This is a genomic window from Kitasatospora gansuensis (assembly GCF_014203705.1).
Lineage (GTDB): Bacteria > Actinomycetota > Actinomycetes > Streptomycetales > Streptomycetaceae > Kitasatospora > Kitasatospora gansuensis.
Genome location: NZ_JACHJR010000001.1, coordinates 6,607,295 through 6,623,263 on the forward strand (window position 1 = coordinate 6,607,295; position 15,969 = coordinate 6,623,263).

The following is a 15,969-nucleotide window of genomic DNA, read 5'->3' on the forward strand; positions in this document are numbered from 1 at the left end:
GCCAGGTCCTCCGGGCCGGTCAGCGGGCGGTGGAACTCGAAGCGGGCGTCCAGCACCCGGTCCCCGGCCAGCAGCCTGACGCGCAGTCCGAACCGGTCGAGCGCGACCGGCGTGACTTCGTAGTGCCCCGACCAATTGCGCGGACCTGACGGGTGGTCAATCGCCTGGCTGCCGAGTGACCTGAGTCAGTCGGGGTGCGCGGCGGCGAGGTGCTGGAGGACGGTGGCCTCCTCGGCGGCCAGCGGGTCGGTCGCGGCGCGGCCGAAGCCGGCCAGGTCGACGCAGCAGTCGGCGCCCCAGAGGTCCTCGACCGAGAGGTGGTCCGGGTCGAGGCGGAGCAGCGCGTACTGCCCGGTGGGGCGGCGCGGGAAGAGCCCGTCCAGCACCTCGGGCGCCGCGGGCCGCAGTGCGGTGAGGCGGCCGTGCACGGTGGCCCGGCCCCGGATCCGGTGCGGCATCGCGACCGGGGCGACGTCCACCGCCTCCAGCAGGGCGGCCACCTCCTCCAGGCGGGAGACCGAGGCGATCCGGCAGAGCGGGGAGTCGTGCTCGGCCAGCACCGCCAGCGCCCCGTCCGGGAGCACCGCGCAGCGCACCAGCGGCGGGATGCCGGGCCGGTTGGCCAGGTCGATCCCCGGCACGTCGAGGATCACCGAGGAGCCGAACTCCAGCAGGGTGCGGGCCCGTTCGGCGGCGGTGGGCGCCGGTCCGGCCGGGCGGGGCAGGGCAGGGCTGTCGGACATCCGTCCTCCTCGGTAGGTAAGGTGAGCCTAACCTAAGTATGTGGAGGGCGGAAGTCCTTCCCTGGTTCAGCCGGCGGCGCCCAGCATCCGCAGCACCAGCACGCCGTAGCGCCGGCCGAGCTCCTCGGGCGTCTCGCTGCTGCGGTCGGTGTACCAGCGCGAGACGTCGATGCCGAGCGAGGTGACCGCCCGGGCGGCGGTGCGGACGTCCTGGACGTCGAACGCGCCGGTCGCCACCCCGGCCTCGATGATCCGGCGGACGGTCTCCTCGATCCGCCGCCGGAGCTCGGCGACCACCGCGAAGTCGTCCTCGGGCAGCGCGTGCAGCTCGTGGTTGACGATCCGTCCGACCGTGTGGCCCCGGGCGTGCCAGCAGGTGAACTCCTCGACCAGCAGGCGCATCTGCTCCACCGGCGGCAGGTCGGCCGCCGCCGCCCGCTCGACCAGGTCCAGGGTGGCCTGGTGGCCGGTGCGGCTGATCTCCGAGAGCAGCGCCGACTTCGAGGAGTAGTGGATGTAGAGCGCGGCCGGGCTCATCCCGGCTGCGGTCGCGATGTCCCGGGTAGTGGTCGCGTGGTAGCCGCGCCGGGCGAAGGACTCGACCGCCGCGAGCAGCAGCCGCCGGGCCGCTTCGGTGCGCTCGCCCGCGCCGCCTGCGGGCCAGAGGTCGGCGGATGTTCGGTCGGTCATGCGGGCAATCCTCCCAGATGGTGCCGCAGGTCCCGGCAGGTGGTTGACAGTGTGCGCGGCCGCTTGGATGCTAAGCAAGCGCTTAGTCAGCCCGCACTGCTGGGAACTCCGTCGAGAGGGACTCGAGATGGCACCGTCATTGAAGGGCCGGGTGGCCGTGGTCACCGGAGCCAGCCGGGGCATCGGCCTCGGCATCGCCCGGGAGCTGGTCGAGCGGGGCGCCAAGGTCTGCGTCACCGCGCGCACCCCCGAGCCGCTGGCCGAGGCGGTCCGCGAACTCGGCGGCCCCGACCACGCGATCGCCCTGGCGGGCCGCGCCGACGACCCCGAGCACCAGGCCGAGGCGGTGTCCCGGACCCTGGAGACCTTCGGCCGGCTCGACTACCTGGTCAACAACACCGGCATCAACCCGGCGTACGGCCCGATCCTGGACGTCGGCACCGAGGAGGCGGCGAAGATCTTCGGCGTCAACGTCCTTGCCCCGATGGCCTGGACGAAGCTGGCGTACGACGCGTGGATGCGCGAGAACGGCGGCGCGGTGGTCAACATCGCCTCGCTGGCGGGCCTGCGGGCCGCGCCGGGGATCGGCATGTACGCCGTCTCCAAGGCCGCGATGATCCACCTGACCGCCCAGCTCGCGGTCGAACTCGCCCCCGCCGTCCGGGTGAACGCGATCGCGCCCGCCATCGTCAAGACCAAGTTCGCCGAGGCGCTGTACGACGGCCGGGAGGAGCGGGTCGCCGCCGGGTACCCGATGGGCCGGCTCGGCCTGCCGCAGGACATCGCCGGCGCGGTCGCCTTCCTGCTCTCCGAGGAGGCGGGCTGGATCACCGGCCAGACCCTGACGGTGGACGGTGGCGTCTCGCTGGCCGGGGTGCTGTGAGTCCGGCTGCCGATCCGGCGGGGCGCGGCGTGCTGGTGACCGGCGCCGGGCACGGCATCGGCGCCGCGCTGGCCGCCGCGTTCGCCGCCGCCGGGGCCCGGGTGGTGGTCAACGACCTGGACGCCGAGGCAGCGGAGGCCGTCGCCGACTCGATCGGGGCGTACGCCCTGCCGGGCGATGCCGCCGACCCGACGGAGCTGATCGCCGCCGCCCGCGCGGAGCTCGGTGCGATCGACGTCTACTGCGCCAACGCGGGCGTGGCCCCGGTCGGCGGCGCGGACGCGGGCCCGGCGGCCTGGGCGACGGCCTGGGACGTCAACGTGATGGCCCACGTCCGGGCGGCCGAACTGCTGCTCCCCGACTGGCTGGAGCGCGGCGAGGGCCGGTTCGTCGCGACGGTCTCCGCGGCCGGGCTGCTCACCATGCTCGGCTCCGCGCCGTACGCGGTCAGCAAGCACGGCGCGCTGGCCTTCGCCGAGTGGCTGGCCGCGACCTACCGGCACCGGGGCGTACGGGTGCACGCGGTCTGCCCGCAGGGCGTCCGGACCAGAATGCTCGACGAGGCCGGGACGGCCGGTCAACTGCTGCTGGCCGACGGTGCGTTGGAACCTTCGGCGGTGGCGGACGCGGTGCTGCGGGGGATCGCCGAGGAGCGGTTCCTGATCCTGCCGCACCCCGAGGTGGCCGGCTACTACGCGACCAGGGCGACCGAGCCGGACCGTTGGCTGGACGGAATGAACCGGCTCCAGCAAGTACTCGAGAAGGAGTAGACGCGATGCGGGCATGGCAGGTCGGCGAACTGGGTGAGCCCGGCGCGGTGATGCGGCTGGCGGAGGTGGAGCAACCCTCGGCCGGTGACGGGCAGTTGCTGGTCCGGGTGCGGGCGGCCGCGGTGAACTTCCCGGACGCGCTGATGTGCCGGGGGCACTACCAGGTGCGGCCGCCGCTGCCGTTCACGCCCGGGGTGGAGCTGTGCGGTGAGGTGGTCGGCGGCGAGCGGGCCGGGGAACGGGTGATCGGCACTCCGCTGCTGCCGGCCGGGGCGTTCGCCGAGTACGCGCTGATGGACGCGCGGGCGGCGTTCACGGCCCCGGCGGCGTTGGACGACGCGGAGGCGGCGGCGATGCACATCGCCTACCAGACCGCCTGGTTCGGGCTGCACCGCCGGGCCGCCCTGCGGGCCGGGGAGACCCTGCTGGTGCACGCGGCGGCCGGCGGCGTCGGCAGCGCGGCGGTCCAGCTCGGCAAGGCCGCCGGGGCGACGGTCATCGGCGTCGTGGGCGGCCCCGAGAAGGCCGTGGCAGCCCGGGAGTTGGGCGCCGACGTGGTGATCGACCGGCGGTCCGAGGACTTCGTGGCAGTGGTCAAGGAGTTCACCGGCGGGCGCGGTGCCGACGTGGTCTTCGACCCGGTCGGCGGCGACGCGTACACCGGTTCGGCCCGCTGCGTCGCCTTCGAGGGGCGGATCGTGGTGGTCGGTTTCGCCAGCGGCACCATCCCGACACCTGGGCTGAACCACGCCCTGGTGAAGAACTACTCGGTGCTCGGCCTGCACTGGGGCCTCTACGGGGTGCACGAGCCGGCGGCCGTGACGGCGGCGCACGCCGAACTGACCGCGCTGGCCGGCAAGGGCGTGCTGCGGCCGCTGGTGAGCGAGCGGCTGCCGCTGGACGGCGCGGCCGACGGCGTCCAGCGGGTGGCCGACGGCACCACCACGGGCCGGGTGGTCGTCCTGCCGTGACCTGTGGCCGCCGTCAGCCGACGGCGGCCAGGGCGGTCCCGACCGTGCAGCAGAGCTCCGCTGCTCAGGGCAACGGGACCGGCAGGTCCGCCAGGGCGGCCAGGGTGTTGCGGTGGTGTCCCGGGGTGCCGAGGGCCAGTTGGTCGGCCTTGGCGCGCTTGAGGTAGAGGTGGGCCGGGTGTTCCCAGGTCATGCCGATGCCGCCGTGCAGCTGGACGCACTCCTCGGCGGCCCGGACGGCGAGTGCGCCGCAGTGGGCCTGGGCGACGGCCACCGCGATCGCCGTGTCGGGGCTGCCGGTGGCGAGCGCGTCGGCGGCGTACCGGGCCACCGCCCTGCCGCCGACGGTCTCCAGCCAGAGGTCGGCCAGGCGGTGCTTGAGGGCTTGGAAGGAGCCGACCTGGCGGCCGAACTGCCGACGCTCCTTCAGATAGCCGACGGTGGTGGTCAGGCACCACTCGGCCAGGCCGAGCTGTTCGGAGGCGAGCAGTCCGGCGCCGGTCAGCAGCGCCTGCCGGACCGGCCCGTCGTGCGAGGCCAACTGCCGGGCGGGAGTGGCGTCGAGGGTCACGTCGGCGAGCTGCCGGGTGAGGTCGAGCGAGGTCCGCGCCGTGACGGTGGCGGCTTCCACCGCGTACAGGCCGCCGCCGGCCGGGACCAGCAGGACGTCGGCCGGCAGGGCATCGGCCACCGAGGTGATCCGCCCGGTCAGCGTCCCACCCGGGCCGACCGAGACGGCGGGCAGCGGTCCGCCAGGGGCGGTGGAGAACGGCACCGCCAGCGTGGCGGTCAGCTCACCGGCGGCGACGGCGGGCAGCAGCTCGCGGTCCTCGCAGGCGAGCAGCGCGGTGAGACCGAGCACCGAGCTGCCGAAGTACGGCACCGGCGCGACCGAGCGCCCCAACTCCTCCAGCACCACCGCCACTTCCCGCACCGAGGCGCCGGCACCGCCCAGCGTCTCCGGCACCTGGAGCCCGGCCACGCCGAGCCCGACCGCCAGGCTGCGCCAGAGCGGCAGGTCGTACGGTTCGGGGCCCTCGCAGCGGGCCAGGATCGCCGTCGGCGGACAGTGGTCGGTGAGCAGGTCCCGGACGCTGGAGCGGAGTTCCTCCTCGATCTCGGAGTAGAGCAGGTCGCTCATCGGGGGAGCTCCTTCCACGGCAGGTCCTTGTCGGTCCGGGGTTCGGCGGGCAGGCCGAGCACCCGTTCGGCGATCACGTTGCGCAGGATCTCGGAGCTGCCGCCCTCGATCGAGTTCCCCTTGGCGCGCAGGTAGCGGTACCCGGCCTCGCGGCCGGTGAAGTCGACCACCTCGGGCCTGGTCATCGTCCAGTCGTCGTAGCCGAGGCCCTCTTCGCCGAGCAACTCGACCTCCAGGCCGCTGAGTTCCTGGGCCAGCCGGGCGAAGGCGAGCTTCATCGCCGCGCCCTCGGGGCCGGGCTGACCGGAGGTCAGCTGCTGGCGCAGCCGTTCGCCGGTCTGCCGGATCACCTCGGCGTCCAGCCAGCCCTTGAGCAGCCGTTGGTGCAGCTCGTGGGTCCGGAGTTCGGGCCGGGCCCGCCAGGTGTCGGCGACCACGCCGATCAGGCCGCCCTCGCGTGGGGTCGCCTGGCCGCCGATCGCCACCCGCTCGTTGTTCAGGGTGGTCTGGGCGACCTGCCAGCCCTCGCCGACCGCGCCGATCCGGTGCGTGTCGGGGATTCGGACCCCGGTCAGGAACACCTCGTTGAACTCGGCCTCGCCGGTGAGCTGGCGCAGCGGCCGGACCTCGACTCCCGGGTCGGTCATGTCACAGACGAAGTAGCTGATGCCCCGGTGCTTGGGCAGGTCCGGGTCGGTCCGGGCGATCAGGATGGCCCAGCGGGCGGCGTGCGCGATCGAGGTCCACACCTTCTGGCCGTCCACCACCCAGCCGTCGCCGTCCCGGACCGCCCGGGTGCCGAGCGCGGCCAGGTCGGAGCCCGCGCCGGGCTCGCTGAACAGCTGGCACCAGACCTCCTCGCCGGTCCACAGCGGGCGGAGGAAGCGCTGCTTCTGCTCCTCGGTGCCGTACCGCAGGATGGTCGGCGCGGCCATCCCGAGGCCGATGCCGATCCGGCGCGGGTCGTTGTCGGGCGCCCTGGCGGCCGCCAACTCGGCGTCCACCACGGCCTGTTCGGATCGCGGGGCGCCGAGCCCGCCGAGGCCGGGCGGGAAGTGCACCCAGGCCAGACCGGCGTCGAACCGGGCCCGCAGGAAGTCGAGCCGGTCGGTGCCGGCCGGGTCGTGCTCGGCGAGCAGTGCGCGGGTCCGTTCCAGGACGTCCATCTCAGGCCTCCCGGTAGCGCTTGAGCTCGCGGCGGGCGAGCGACCGCCGGTGCACCTCGTCCGGACCGTCCGCCAGCCGCAAGGTCCGGTTGCCCGCCCAGAGTTGGGCCAGCGGGGTGTCCTGGCTGACGCCGGCTGCGCCGTGTGCCTGGACGGCCTTGTCGAGCACCCACTCGGTCATCGCGGGCACCGCGATCTTGATGGCCTGGATCTCGGTGTGCGCGCCCCGGTTGCCGACGGTGTCCATCAGCCAGGCGGTCTTCAGCACCAGCAGCCGGGCCTGCTCGATCCGGACCCGGGACTCGGCGATCCACTCCTGGACCACCCCCTGCTCGGCCAACGGCCGCCCGAACGCGACCCGTTCGGTGACCCGACGGCACATCAGCTCCAGGGCCCGTTCGGCCACGCCGATCGCCCGCATGCAGTGGTGGATCCGCCCCGGGCCCAGCCGGGCCTGGGCGATCGCGAAGCCGGAACCCTCCGGGCCGATCAGGTTGGCGGCCGGCACCCGGACGTTCTCGAACAGGATCTCGGCGTGCCCGCCGTGGTCCGCGTCGCCGTACCCGAACACGGTCATGCCGCGCCGGACGGTCACCCCGGGGGTGTCGCGCGGCACCAGGATCATGCTCTGCTGGCGGCGGGGTTCGGCGGCCGGGTCGGTCTTGCCCATCACGATGAAGACCTTGCAGTCCGGGTTCATCGCCCCGGTGATGTACCACTTGCGGCCGGTGACCAGGTAGTCGTCGCCGTCCCGCTCGATCCTGGTGGTGATGTTGGTGGCGTCCGAGGAGGCCACCTCCGGCTCGGTCATCGCGAAGGCGGACCGGATCTCGGCGTTCAGCAGCGGCTCCAGCCACTGCTTGCGCTGGGCCTCGTCGCCGAACTGGGCCAGCAGCTCCATGTTCCCGGTGTCCGGCGCGGCGCAGTTGAGCGCGGCCGGGGCCAACAGGACGGAACGGCCGGTGAGTTCGGCCAGCGGCGCGTACTGCAGGTTGGTCAGGCCCGCGCCCAGCTCACCGGGCAAGAAGAGGTTCCACAGCCCCCGCGAACGCGCCTCCGCCTGGAGTTCGCGCACCACCGGCGGGATCGACCACTCCGGCCGGTCCGACGAGGCGAGTTGGGCCGCCAGCACCGGCTCGGCGGGGTAGACGCAGGCGTCCAGGAAGGCCAGCAGCTGCCCGCGCAGCTCCTCGGTCCTGGCGTCGTAGGAGAAGTCCACGGTCAGCGCTCCTTCAGCGAGGTCAGGCCGAACTGCACGAAGAGCGGCACGAGTTCACCCACCCGGTCGAAGCCCGCGCCGACCGTCCGGCCCTGGCTGTACCGGTAGTGGATGCCCTCCAGCACCACGGCGAGCTTGAACGAGGCGAAGCCGACGTACCAGCCCAGCGTCGAGACGTCCCGCCCCGAACTCGCGGCGTACCGGCCGACCAGCTCGGCCGTGCACGGGAAGCCCGGGGCGAGGGCGGCGCCGGGCAGTATCCCGTCGTACTGGCGGGCCAGTTCGGTGTACATCACCAGCAGCCCGAGGTCGGTGAGCGGGTCGCCGAGGGTGGACATCTCCCAGTCCAGTACGGCGGCGATCTCGTCGTCCGGGCCGACCAGCACGTTGTCCAGGCGGTAGTCGCCGTGCACCAGGGCCGGGGCGGGGGAGACCGGCAGGCTCTCGGCGAGGGCCTGCCGCAGTTCGGCGATGCCGGGCACCTCGCGGCTCCGGGACGCCTCCAACTGCCGCTCCCAGCGCCGAAGCTGACGCTCCAGGAAGCCATCGGGGCGGCCGAAGTCCGCCAGTCCGACGGCGGCCGGGTCGACCGCGTGCAGCGCCACCAGGGTCTCGACCAGGCGCAGGCCGAGCCCGTACACCCGCTGCTCGCCGAGCGCGGCCAGCGCCGCCGGGTCCCGGTGCGGCACGCCCGCGACGTGCTCCATCAGATACCAGGGCGCGCCGAGCACCTCCGGGTCCTCGACCAGCAGCAGCACCTCGGGCACCGGCACGGCGGTCGGGCCGAGCGCGGCGATCACCCGGTACTCGCGGGCCATGTCGTGCGCGGTGGCCAGCACGTGCCCGAGCGGTGGCCGCCGGAGCACCCAGCTGCCGGTGCCGTCGGTCACCCGGTAGGTGAGGTTGGACCGCCCGCCCTCGAAGAGTTCGGCGCGCAGCGGCCCGCGCACCAGGCCCGGCAGTTCGGCGTCCAGGTGGGCCCGGAGCCGGGCCAGGTCGAGGCCGGGTGGGTCGGCGGGGTCGTCGCTCATGGAGGTCCTCACGGGGGAGCGGGCTGGCTGACTAAGCGCTTGCTTAGCATTGCCCGCGGCTCCGCCGGTGTCAACGGCCCACGCACACGACGGTGGCCGCCCCGGAACCCCGGGGCGGCCACCGATCGGTCCGCTACTGCCCGTTGACCTTGGTGGCGATCCGGTCGCCGAGGTCCTTGTCGATGTTGCGCCAGTACTGCAGCGCCCGCTCCAGCACGGGCGCGGAGACCCCGCCCAGCAGATGCCCGCTGACGTTCGACACCAGCCGGTCGCGCGCCGCGTCGTCCAGCACCTGACGGACCATCGTCCCGGCCTGCCCCCAGTCGTCGTCCTCGCGGTGCAGCGGGTACGCCTCGCGGACCATCTTCCCCTGGACGTCCCAGCCGAGCGGCTCGCCCCACAGGTCCGGCTGGGCGGCAGGACCGCCGTAGGAGTTCGGCGCGTACGGCCGTTCGGTCCGCGCCGCGTCGAAGCGCATCGGCCCGTCCTTGGCGTACGAGTGCACCGGCACGTGCGGCCGGTTCGGCGGCAGCTGCGCGTAGTTGGGGCCGATCCGGTACCGGTGGGTGTCCGGGTAGGAGAAGATCCGGCCGAGCAGCATCTTGTCGGGGGAGACCCCGATGCCGGGCACCAGGTTGGCGGGCTCGAAGGCGGCCTGCTCGATGTGGATGAAGTAGTCGTCCGGGTTCCGGTTGAGGGTCATCCGGCCGACCTCGTGCAACGGGTAGTCGCCGTGCGGCCACACCTTGGTCAGGTCGAAGGGGTTGAACCGGTAGTCCCACGCCTCGGCGTAGGGCATGACCTGGACGTACAGCGTCCAGGACGGCGGCTGGCCGTTCTCGATCGACTCGTAGAGGTCGCGCCGGTGGCAGTCCGGATCGACGCCGGCCAGCCGGTCGGCCTCGGCCTGGGTGAGGAAGTCGACGCCCTGGTCGGTCTTGAAGTGGTACTTCACCCAGAACCGCTCGCCGCTCGCGTTGACCCAGCTGTAGGTGTGCGAGCCGTAGCCGTTCATGTGGCGGTAGGACTTCGGGATGCCGCGGTCGCCCATCAGCCAGGTGACCATGTGCGCGGACTCGGGGGAGAGCGTCCAGAAGTCCCACTGCATGTCGTTGTCGCGCAGCCCGTTGTCCGGGCGGCGCTTCTGCGAGCGGATGAAGTCCTGGAACTTGATCGTGTCCCGGACGAAGAAGACCGGGGTGTTGTTGCCGACCAGGTCGTAGTTGCCCTGCTCGGTGTAGAACTTCAGCGCGAACCCGCGCGGGTCGCGCCAGGTGTCGGGCGAGCCCTGCTCGCCCGCGACGGTGGAGAACCGGGCCAGCATGTCGGTCTTCTTGCCCGGCTGGAACAGGTCGGCCTTGGTGAACCGGCTGACGTCCTGGGTGACCTGGAAGAATCCGTAGGCGCCTGCGCCTTTCGCGTGCACCACCCGCTCGGGCACCCGTTCGCGGTTGAACTGGGCCATCTTCTCGATCAGGTAGTGGTCGTGCAGCAGGATCGGGCCGACCGGTCCTGCGGTCAGCGAATCCGAGTCGCTCTCGACCGGGACGCCGGCGTTGTTGGTGGTGAACGGGACGCTTGCTTCGGACATGGGGAAGGGCCTCCTTGAGGTACTCGCGTACCAGCCGGCCGGCGGTCGGCCCCGCGACGGCCGTCTCCTACTCGAACACCGACCGGGGCCGCTCGCTACTCGGCCGTCCACACCGTCCGGTCGCCGCCGACCCAGGCCACCAGGTCGGGATCGTCCAGGTCGGGGTCGGCCACGCCCGCCCGGCGGACGAACTCGGCCACGTCCTGCTCGCCGGTGGCCTTGCCGACCAGGCGGCCGTAGATCTCCACCCGGCGGTACGGCCGGGCGCCCCTGGTGGGGGCCCGGACCACGACCGGCGGGTGGAAGATGTCGTTCATGCCTCAAGTGTCGCGCCGCCGGTCCCGGACGGCGGGCCGGCGGCGGGCGGGTGTCAGCCGCCGGTGTGCTCGCGGATCACCTCGCGGGCGGGCTTGTCCTCGCGCAGGCCGAGGAAGCGCGGGTGGCGCAGCCGGCCGTCCCTGGTCCAGCCGGTGAAGGCGAGCTGGGCGACCAGCTCCGGGGCCACCCAGTGTGGATGCCGTTCGGGGACGGGGTCGGCGAACGGGGAGCTCGGGCGGGCCAGCTCGTCCAGCCGGGCCCGCAGGCGGACCAGGGTCGCGGTGTCGAAGCCGGTGCCGACCTTGCCGGCATAGCGCAGCAGCGGGCCCTCGTAGTGGCCGAGCAGCAGGGCGCCGAAGCCGGACCTGGCGCCCGCCGGGTCGGTGAAGCCGCCGACCACCAGCTCCTGGGCGGCCGAGCACTTGAGCTTGAGCCAGTCGGGGGAGCGGCGCTGCAGGTACGGCCCGTCCGCGCGCTTGGCGATCAGCCCCTCCCAGCCGCGGGCGCAGGCGTCCGCGAGCGGCACCGGGCCCTCGACCTCGCGGTGCAGGGTGAACCGCAGCGGCCCGCCGTAGTGCACCGCCCGGCGGAGCACCTCCTTGCGCTCGCGCAGCGGCAGCCCGGTGGTGTCGTAGTTCTCCAGCTGGAGCAGGTCGAACAGGTAGTACGTGACGGTCACCCCGCTGGCCCGGGCCCGGACCGGGTCGTGCAGCTGCATCCGGCGCTGGAGCAGCTCGAAGCTGGTCCGGCCGTGGTCGAGCGCGACGATCTCGCCGTCCAGCACGAACCGGCGCACAGGCTGGGCGGCCAGCGCCTCGACCAGCTCCGGGTAGCCCGCCTCCAGCGACTTGCCGTTCCGGGAGAGCAGCCGGATGTCGTCGCCGTCGCGGTAGGCGAGCGCCCGGATGCCGTCGAGCTTGCGCTCCAGCAACCAGCCGGGACCGAACGTCCGGCGCTCGCTCGGGGTGGCCAGCATGGGGGTGAACTGTTGCAGGGTCACCCCTCCAGGGTGCGCCGGGAGGGCGGCCGACGGAAGGTCAGGCGAGCCGGTGGCCGCCGTCCACGTGCAGCATGGTGCCGGTGACGAAGGGGTTGCCGAGCGCGTACAGCACGGCCTGGACCAGGTCGTCCGGCGTGCCCACCCTGCGGGCGGGGTTGCGTTCGGCGACGCCGCGCAGGAAGGCGTCCTTGCGTTCGGCGAGGCCGTCCCAGGCGCCCGAGTCGACGATGCCTGGGGAGACCGCGTTGACCCGGACGGGTGCCAGCTCGACCGCGAGGGCCTCGACCAGGAAGGCCAGCGCGCCGTTGGTGGTGGCCATCACGACCCGCTCCGGGGCCGGGCGCCAGGCGGCCACGCCGGAGAAGAAGGTGAACGAGCCGCCCTCGTTCACCTGGCCCGCCAGGTGCTTGGCGAGCAGCAGCGGGCCGATCACCTTGGCCGCGAACGCCCGCTGCACGGCGGCGAGTTCGAGGGTGGCGACCGGGCCGTTGGCGGGCATCGCGGCGGTGGAGACCAGGTGGTCGAACGGGCCGACCCGCTCCGCCAGCGCGGCGATCGAGCCCTCGTCGGCCAGGTCGAGCCGCTGGACCAGCGCGGGGCCGGCCAGCCCGGCGGCGGTGGCCTCGAGCTTGGCGGTGTCCGGCCCGGCCAGTACCAGGTCGGCGCCGGCGGCCGAGGCGGTCCGGGCGAGCGCGCGCCCGATGTTCGAGCCCGCGCCGACCACGACCAGGCGGCGTCCGTCGAGAGTGTCCTTGCTCATGAGCTGGGTGTCCTTGTCCGTTCGGGTGATGCCACGAGCCTGCGCCCACCTGCTGCCATACGTCCAAGACATGATTTCTTCGCCAGCCATAGACTCCGTGCATGGCAACCCTGCGGCAGCTCGAGTACTTCGTCACCGTCGTCGAGACCGGCGCCTTCACCCGGGCGGCCGAGCTGCTGCACGTCTCGCAGCCCGCCCTCTCGCACCAGGTGCAGGCGCTGGAGCGGGACGCCGGCGGGCGGCTGCTGGAGCGGCTGCCGCGCGCCGTCCGGCTCACCCCGATGGGCCGGGCGATGCTGCCGCACGCCCGGGCCGCGCTCGCCGAGGCCGACCGGGCCAGGACGGCCGCCCGCCGGGCCGCCGGGCTGGACGGCGGCGAGATCCAGCTCGCGGTGGTGTACTCGGTCACCCTCGGTGTGCTGCCGCCGGTGCTGCGGGCCTGGCGCGAGCGGCACCCCGAAGTCCGGGTCCGGCTGCTGGAGTTCGCGCACACCGAGGCGCTGACCGCCGCGATGGCGGCCGGGCGGGCGGACCTGGCGATCGGCCCGGTGCCGGAGTCCTGGGACGGGCCGGTACGGGAGCTGGGGGTCGAGGAGTTCGTCCTGGTGGTGGCCGGGGACGACCCGGTGGCACCCGGCGGGGAGAGCACGCCGCTCACCGAGTTCGCCGACCGGGACTGGGTGCACTACGCCCCGGGCAACGGCCTCGCCGAGCTGCTCGACCAGGTGTGCACGGCGGCCGGCTTCCGCCCCCGGGCGGCCGTCCGCACCGAGCAGACCGCGGCCGCCCCGCTGCTCGCCGCCGCCGGGCTCGGCCCCGCGCTGGTGCCGGCCGACCTGCTGCCGCCGGGCTTCGACGGCCGGGTGCTGCGCCCCGAGCCGCCGGTGCGCCGCACGCTGGCCGCGTACTGCCGCCCGGAGCCCGATCCGCTGACCGCGGCCTTCCTCGCCGTCCTCGGACGGCACACCCGGGTAGGAATCTGGCGCCCGGGCGGCGAAGCTGGAGGCGCGGGGGCCGGTACGCGCTGAGGAGGCCGCGATGGCCAGGGCGATGTGGTCAGGGACGTTGAGCTTCGGGCTGGTCACGGTGCCGGTGGCGCTGTACTCGGCCACCGAGGACCACTCGGTGCGGTTCCGCCAGCTCCAGCGCGGCACCTCGGACCGGGTGCGCAACCAGCGGGTGAACGAGCGCACCGGGGAGGAGGTGGAGTACTCCGACGTGGTCAAGGGCTACGAGCTGTCCGAGGGCGAGTACGTGGTGATCGAGCCGCACGAGCTGGACGAGCTCGCGCCCGGGCGGTCCCGCACGATCGAGATCATCGGCTTCGTCGAGCTGGGCGAGGTGGAGCCGATCCTGTTCGACAAGACCTACTACCTGGGCCCGAAGGGCAAGGAGTACACCAAGGTCTACGCGCTGCTGCGGGAGGCGCTGGCCCGGACCGGAAAAGCCGGGATCGCCAAGTTCTCGATGCGCGGCCGGGAGTACCTGACCGCCGTGCACGCCGAGGCCGACACCCTGACCCTGCACACCATGCACTTCGCCGACGAGATCCGGGATCCGCACCAGGAGGTGGACAACCTGCCGGCGGCCGACGCGACCGTCCAGGAACGGGAGTTGAAGGCCGCCGAGCAGCTGGTGGAGATGCTCGCGATGGACTGGGACCCGAAGGCCTACCGGGACGAGTACGAGGACCGGGTGCGCGAACTGGTCGAGGCCAAGGTGGAGGGCAAGGAGATCGTCCGCCCGGAGGGCCCGACGGTCGCCACCAACGTGGTCGACCTGATGGACGCGCTGAACCGGAGCATGGCGGCGGCGAGCGGTGGGGGGAAGCCGGAGGAGGACGAGCGCAACTCTATGAGAAGGCGAGTGAGTTGAAGATCCCGCACCGCTCCACGATGACCCGGGACGAGCTCCAGCAGGCCGTGCGGCAGGCCACCGCGCCCGCGAGCGGTAAGCGCAGGTTGAAGGCGGTCTCCTGATCAGGGGTTGCCCAGCCAGACGGTGGTGACGTTGCAGAACTCCCGGATGCCGTGGCCGGCCAGCTCGCGGCCGTACCCCGAGTGCTTGACGCCGCCGAACGGCAGGGCCGGGTGCGAGGCGGTCATCCCGTTGAAGAAGATCCCGCCCGCCTCCAACTCCCGCAGGCACTGATCCCGTTCGCCCGGATCGGTGGTCCAGACGTTCGAACTCAGGCCGTACGGCGTCGCGTTGGCCAGCTCGATCGCCTCGTCCAGGTCCCGTACCCGGTACAGCGCGGCGACCGGACCGAAGGTCTCCTCCCGGTACACCCGCATCGCCGCCGTCACCCGGGTGAGCACCGTCGGCGGGTAGTACCAGCCGGCCGACGGCAGGGCCGCGTGGGCGCCGCCGGTCTCGGCGGTGGCGCCGTGCGCGAGGGCGTCGGCGACCAGTGAGGCCAGCTCGTCCCGGCCCTGACGGGTCGCCAGCGGGCCCAGGTCGGTGGACGGCTCCATCGGGTCACCCACCCGCAGGGCCCGCATCGCCTCCGCGAAGGCCGCCGCGAACCGCGGGTAGACGTCCTGGTGCACGATGAAGCGCTTGGCGGCGATGCAGGACTGGCCGTTGTTCTGGATCCGGGCCCGGACGGCGGTGCTCACCGCGGCCGTCAGGTCGGCGCTCGGCAGTACCAGGAACGGGTCGCTGCCGCCGAGTTCCAGCACGCTCTTCTTGAGCGCCGCCCCGGCCGCCGCGCCGACCGCCCGGCCCGCGCCCTCGCTGCCGGTCAGCGTCACGGCCGCCACCCGCGGGTCGCGGATCAGCTGCGGCACGGTGTCGGAGCCGACCAGCAGCGCCTGGAAGCAGCCCGGGGCCGCCCCGGCCCGGCGGAACAGGTCGGCCAGCGCGAGCGCGGTGCGGGGCACGTTGGAGGCGTGCTTGAGCAGCGCGACGTTGCCCGCCATCAGGGCGGGCGCCAGGAACCGGACCACCTGCCAGAGCGGGAAGTTCCACGGCATCACCGCCAGCACGGCCCCGAGCGGGCGGTACCTGACGTACGCCAGCGCGGCCCCCGAGTCGGCCACGTCCAGGTCGTTCGGGTGCTCGTCGGCGATCAGCGCGGCGCCGTGGTCGGCGTACCAGCGCAGCGCCTTCGCGCACTTGGCCGCCTCCGCCCTGGCCTGGGCCAGCGGCTTGCCCATCTCGGTGGTCACCGTCCGGGCGATCTGCTCGCGCTCGGTGTCCAGCAGCCCGGCCGCCCGGCGGAGCAGTTCCGCGCGCTCCTCGAAGCCGGTGGCGCGGTACGTCCGGAAGGCGTCCGCCGCCTTGGCCAGGGCCAGTTCGACGGCGTCCCGGTCGAGCGGCTCGAAGGTCTCCAGGGTCTCCCCGGTGGCCGGGTTGACGGTCGCGATCGGCATGGCGTGCCTCCTGGGGGCGGTTACGCCGGGTGCTCGGCGATCCGGGTGGCGGCCTCCCGGGCCCGGGCGCCGGTCCTGGTCCGGCCCGGGGCGACGTGGCGGTAGGGGAAGCGGCGCAGGTACTCGGCCTCCAGCTGCCCGGAGCGCAGGGTGTGCCGGTAGAGGGCCTCCTCGGAGCCGTAGAGGAAGGTCTCGTGGCGGGTGCGGTGCAGCTGCTCCAGCTCGTGGAGCAGGACGTCCGTCTCCAGGTCGGCGGCCGGGATGCCTCCCGCGCGGGTGTCGGAGTGCAGCATGATCCGTCCTCCTCGGTGT

17 protein-coding genes are annotated in these 15,969 nt (G+C 73.5%); 5 read left to right on the forward strand and 12 right to left on the reverse strand.

Annotation, left to right across the window (positions count from 1 at the left end; all coding sequences use genetic code 11):
* Positions 1 to 185: 185 nt before the first annotated feature.
* On the reverse strand, positions 186 to 743 hold the full coding sequence (locus tag F4556_RS29805) for a hypothetical protein (RefSeq protein WP_184921542.1): 558 nt from the start codon (positions 741 to 743) through the stop codon (positions 186 to 188).
* 66 nt (positions 744 to 809) lie between these two features.
* Positions 810 to 1,433, reverse strand: a complete 624-nt coding sequence (locus F4556_RS29810; RefSeq protein WP_184921544.1) for a TetR/AcrR family transcriptional regulator — start codon at positions 1,431 to 1,433, stop codon at positions 810 to 812.
* Between the two features lie 127 nt (positions 1,434 to 1,560).
* On the opposite strand from F4556_RS29810, the gene F4556_RS29815 reads away from it, so the two are divergent.
* From F4556_RS29815 to F4556_RS29825, 3 genes are read left to right on the forward strand one after another with little or no spacing between them, the layout of a single operon-like run.
* On the forward strand, positions 1,561 to 2,316 hold the full coding sequence (locus tag F4556_RS29815) for an SDR family oxidoreductase (protein WP_184921545.1): 756 nt from the start codon (positions 1,561 to 1,563) through the stop codon (positions 2,314 to 2,316).
* Complete coding sequence (locus F4556_RS29820) at positions 2,313 to 3,086, forward strand: SDR family oxidoreductase (protein ID WP_313068825.1); 774 nt, start codon at positions 2,313 to 2,315, stop codon at positions 3,084 to 3,086. The genes F4556_RS29815 and F4556_RS29820 overlap by 4 nt, the downstream gene beginning before the upstream one ends.
* A 5-nt stretch (positions 3,087 to 3,091) precedes the next feature.
* Positions 3,092 to 4,057 (forward strand): NADPH:quinone oxidoreductase family protein, encoded by a 966-nt coding sequence (locus tag F4556_RS29825; RefSeq protein WP_184921547.1) that lies wholly within the window; start codon positions 3,092 to 3,094, stop codon positions 4,055 to 4,057.
* A 64-nt stretch (positions 4,058 to 4,121) separates the two neighbouring features.
* Here F4556_RS29825 and F4556_RS29830 read toward each other — a convergent pair whose 3' ends face one another.
* The 8 genes from F4556_RS29830 to F4556_RS29865 all read right to left on the reverse strand — a co-directional run bounded on the left by F4556_RS29830 (position 4,122) and on the right by F4556_RS29865 (position 12,283).
* Positions 4,122 to 5,198: an acyl-CoA dehydrogenase family protein gene (locus tag F4556_RS29830; protein ID WP_184921549.1), complete on the reverse strand. Its 1,077-nt coding sequence runs from the start codon at positions 5,196 to 5,198 to the stop codon at positions 4,122 to 4,124.
* Entirely contained in the window at positions 5,195 to 6,364 is a 1,170-nt protein-coding gene (locus F4556_RS29835; protein WP_184921551.1) for an acyl-CoA dehydrogenase family protein, read from the reverse strand. The genes F4556_RS29830 and F4556_RS29835 overlap by 4 nt, the downstream gene beginning before the upstream one ends.
* A 1-nt stretch (position 6,365) precedes the next feature.
* Entirely contained in the window at positions 6,366 to 7,583 is a 1,218-nt protein-coding gene (locus tag F4556_RS29840) for an acyl-CoA dehydrogenase family protein (protein WP_184921554.1), read from the reverse strand.
* Between the two features lie 2 nt (positions 7,584 to 7,585).
* A complete protein-coding gene (locus F4556_RS29845) occupies positions 7,586 to 8,614 on the reverse strand; it encodes a phosphotransferase family protein (protein WP_184921556.1) in 1,029 nt (342 codons plus the stop codon).
* Positions 8,615 to 8,747: 133 nt separating this feature from the next.
* Positions 8,748 to 10,205, reverse strand: a complete 1,458-nt coding sequence (locus F4556_RS29850; protein ID WP_184921557.1) for a catalase — start codon at positions 10,203 to 10,205, stop codon at positions 8,748 to 8,750.
* Positions 10,206 to 10,300: 95 nt separating this feature from the next.
* Complete coding sequence (locus F4556_RS29855) at positions 10,301 to 10,522, reverse strand: hypothetical protein (protein ID WP_184921559.1); 222 nt, start codon at positions 10,520 to 10,522, stop codon at positions 10,301 to 10,303.
* Between the two features lie 53 nt (positions 10,523 to 10,575).
* Positions 10,576 to 11,523: a non-homologous end-joining DNA ligase gene (gene ligD / locus F4556_RS29860; RefSeq protein WP_376775752.1), complete on the reverse strand. Its 948-nt coding sequence runs from the start codon at positions 11,521 to 11,523 to the stop codon at positions 10,576 to 10,578.
* Between the two features lie 37 nt (positions 11,524 to 11,560).
* Complete coding sequence (locus tag F4556_RS29865; protein WP_184921561.1) at positions 11,561 to 12,283, reverse strand: SDR family oxidoreductase; 723 nt, start codon at positions 12,281 to 12,283, stop codon at positions 11,561 to 11,563.
* 101 nt (positions 12,284 to 12,384) lie between these two features.
* On the opposite strand from F4556_RS29865, the gene F4556_RS29870 reads away from it, so the two are divergent.
* Positions 12,385 to 13,311, forward strand: a complete 927-nt coding sequence (locus tag F4556_RS29870; RefSeq protein WP_184921563.1) for a LysR family transcriptional regulator — start codon at positions 12,385 to 12,387, stop codon at positions 13,309 to 13,311.
* Between the two features lie 10 nt (positions 13,312 to 13,321).
* Positions 13,322 to 14,158, forward strand: a complete 837-nt coding sequence (ku, locus tag F4556_RS29875) for a non-homologous end joining protein Ku (RefSeq protein ID WP_246511120.1) — start codon at positions 13,322 to 13,324, stop codon at positions 14,156 to 14,158.
* A 104-nt stretch (positions 14,159 to 14,262) separates the two neighbouring features.
* Here ku and F4556_RS29880 read toward each other — a convergent pair whose 3' ends face one another.
* Both F4556_RS29880 and F4556_RS29885 read right to left on the reverse strand, forming a co-directional pair.
* Positions 14,263 to 15,657 carry an NADP-dependent succinic semialdehyde dehydrogenase gene (locus tag F4556_RS29880; RefSeq protein ID WP_184921565.1) on the reverse strand — a complete coding sequence of 465 codons (1,395 nt, stop codon included), beginning with the start codon at positions 15,655 to 15,657 and terminating at the stop codon, positions 14,263 to 14,265.
* A gap of 20 nt (positions 15,658 to 15,677) precedes the next feature.
* The gene (locus F4556_RS29885) at positions 15,678 to 15,950 is read right to left on the reverse strand and encodes a DUF6158 family protein (protein ID WP_184921567.1); all 273 of its coding nucleotides are present in this window, start codon (positions 15,948 to 15,950) and stop codon (positions 15,678 to 15,680) included.
* Between the last annotated feature and the right edge of the window lie 19 nt (positions 15,951 to 15,969).

Bases quoted from the DNA above. Each gene is read 5' to 3' on its own strand.
- F4556_RS29880 (WP_184921565.1), bottom strand. From the start codon at position 15,657: ATGCCGATCGCGACCGTCAACCCGGCCACCGGGGAGACCCTGGAGACC.
- F4556_RS29865 (WP_184921561.1), bottom strand. From the start codon at position 12,283: ATGAGCAAGGACACTCTCGACGGACGCCGCCTGGTCGTGGTCGGCGCG.
- F4556_RS29810 (WP_184921544.1), bottom strand. From the start codon at position 1,433: ATGACCGACCGAACATCCGCCGACCTCTGGCCCGCAGGCGGCGCGGGC.
- F4556_RS29855 (WP_184921559.1), bottom strand. From the start codon at position 10,522: ATGAACGACATCTTCCACCCGCCGGTCGTGGTCCGGGCCCCCACCAGG.
- F4556_RS29825 (WP_184921547.1), top strand. From the start codon at position 3,092: ATGCGGGCATGGCAGGTCGGCGAACTGGGTGAGCCCGGCGCGGTGATG.
- F4556_RS29830 (WP_184921549.1), bottom strand. From the start codon at position 5,198: ATGAGCGACCTGCTCTACTCCGAGATCGAGGAGGAACTCCGCTCCAGC.
- F4556_RS29845 (WP_184921556.1), bottom strand. From the start codon at position 8,614: ATGAGCGACGACCCCGCCGACCCACCCGGCCTCGACCTGGCCCGGCTC.
- F4556_RS29835 (WP_184921551.1), bottom strand. From the start codon at position 6,364: ATGGACGTCCTGGAACGGACCCGCGCACTGCTCGCCGAGCACGACCCG.
- F4556_RS29885 (WP_184921567.1), bottom strand. From the start codon at position 15,950: ATGCTGCACTCCGACACCCGCGCGGGAGGCATCCCGGCCGCCGACCTG.
- ku (WP_246511120.1), top strand. From the start codon at position 13,322: ATGGCCAGGGCGATGTGGTCAGGGACGTTGAGCTTCGGGCTGGTCACG.
- F4556_RS29850 (WP_184921557.1), bottom strand. From the start codon at position 10,205: ATGTCCGAAGCAAGCGTCCCGTTCACCACCAACAACGCCGGCGTCCCG.
- F4556_RS29805 (WP_184921542.1), bottom strand. From the start codon at position 743: ATGTCCGACAGCCCTGCCCTGCCCCGCCCGGCCGGACCGGCGCCCACC.
- F4556_RS29870 (WP_184921563.1), top strand. From the start codon at position 12,385: ATGGCAACCCTGCGGCAGCTCGAGTACTTCGTCACCGTCGTCGAGACC.
- F4556_RS29815 (WP_184921545.1), top strand. From the start codon at position 1,561: ATGGCACCGTCATTGAAGGGCCGGGTGGCCGTGGTCACCGGAGCCAGC.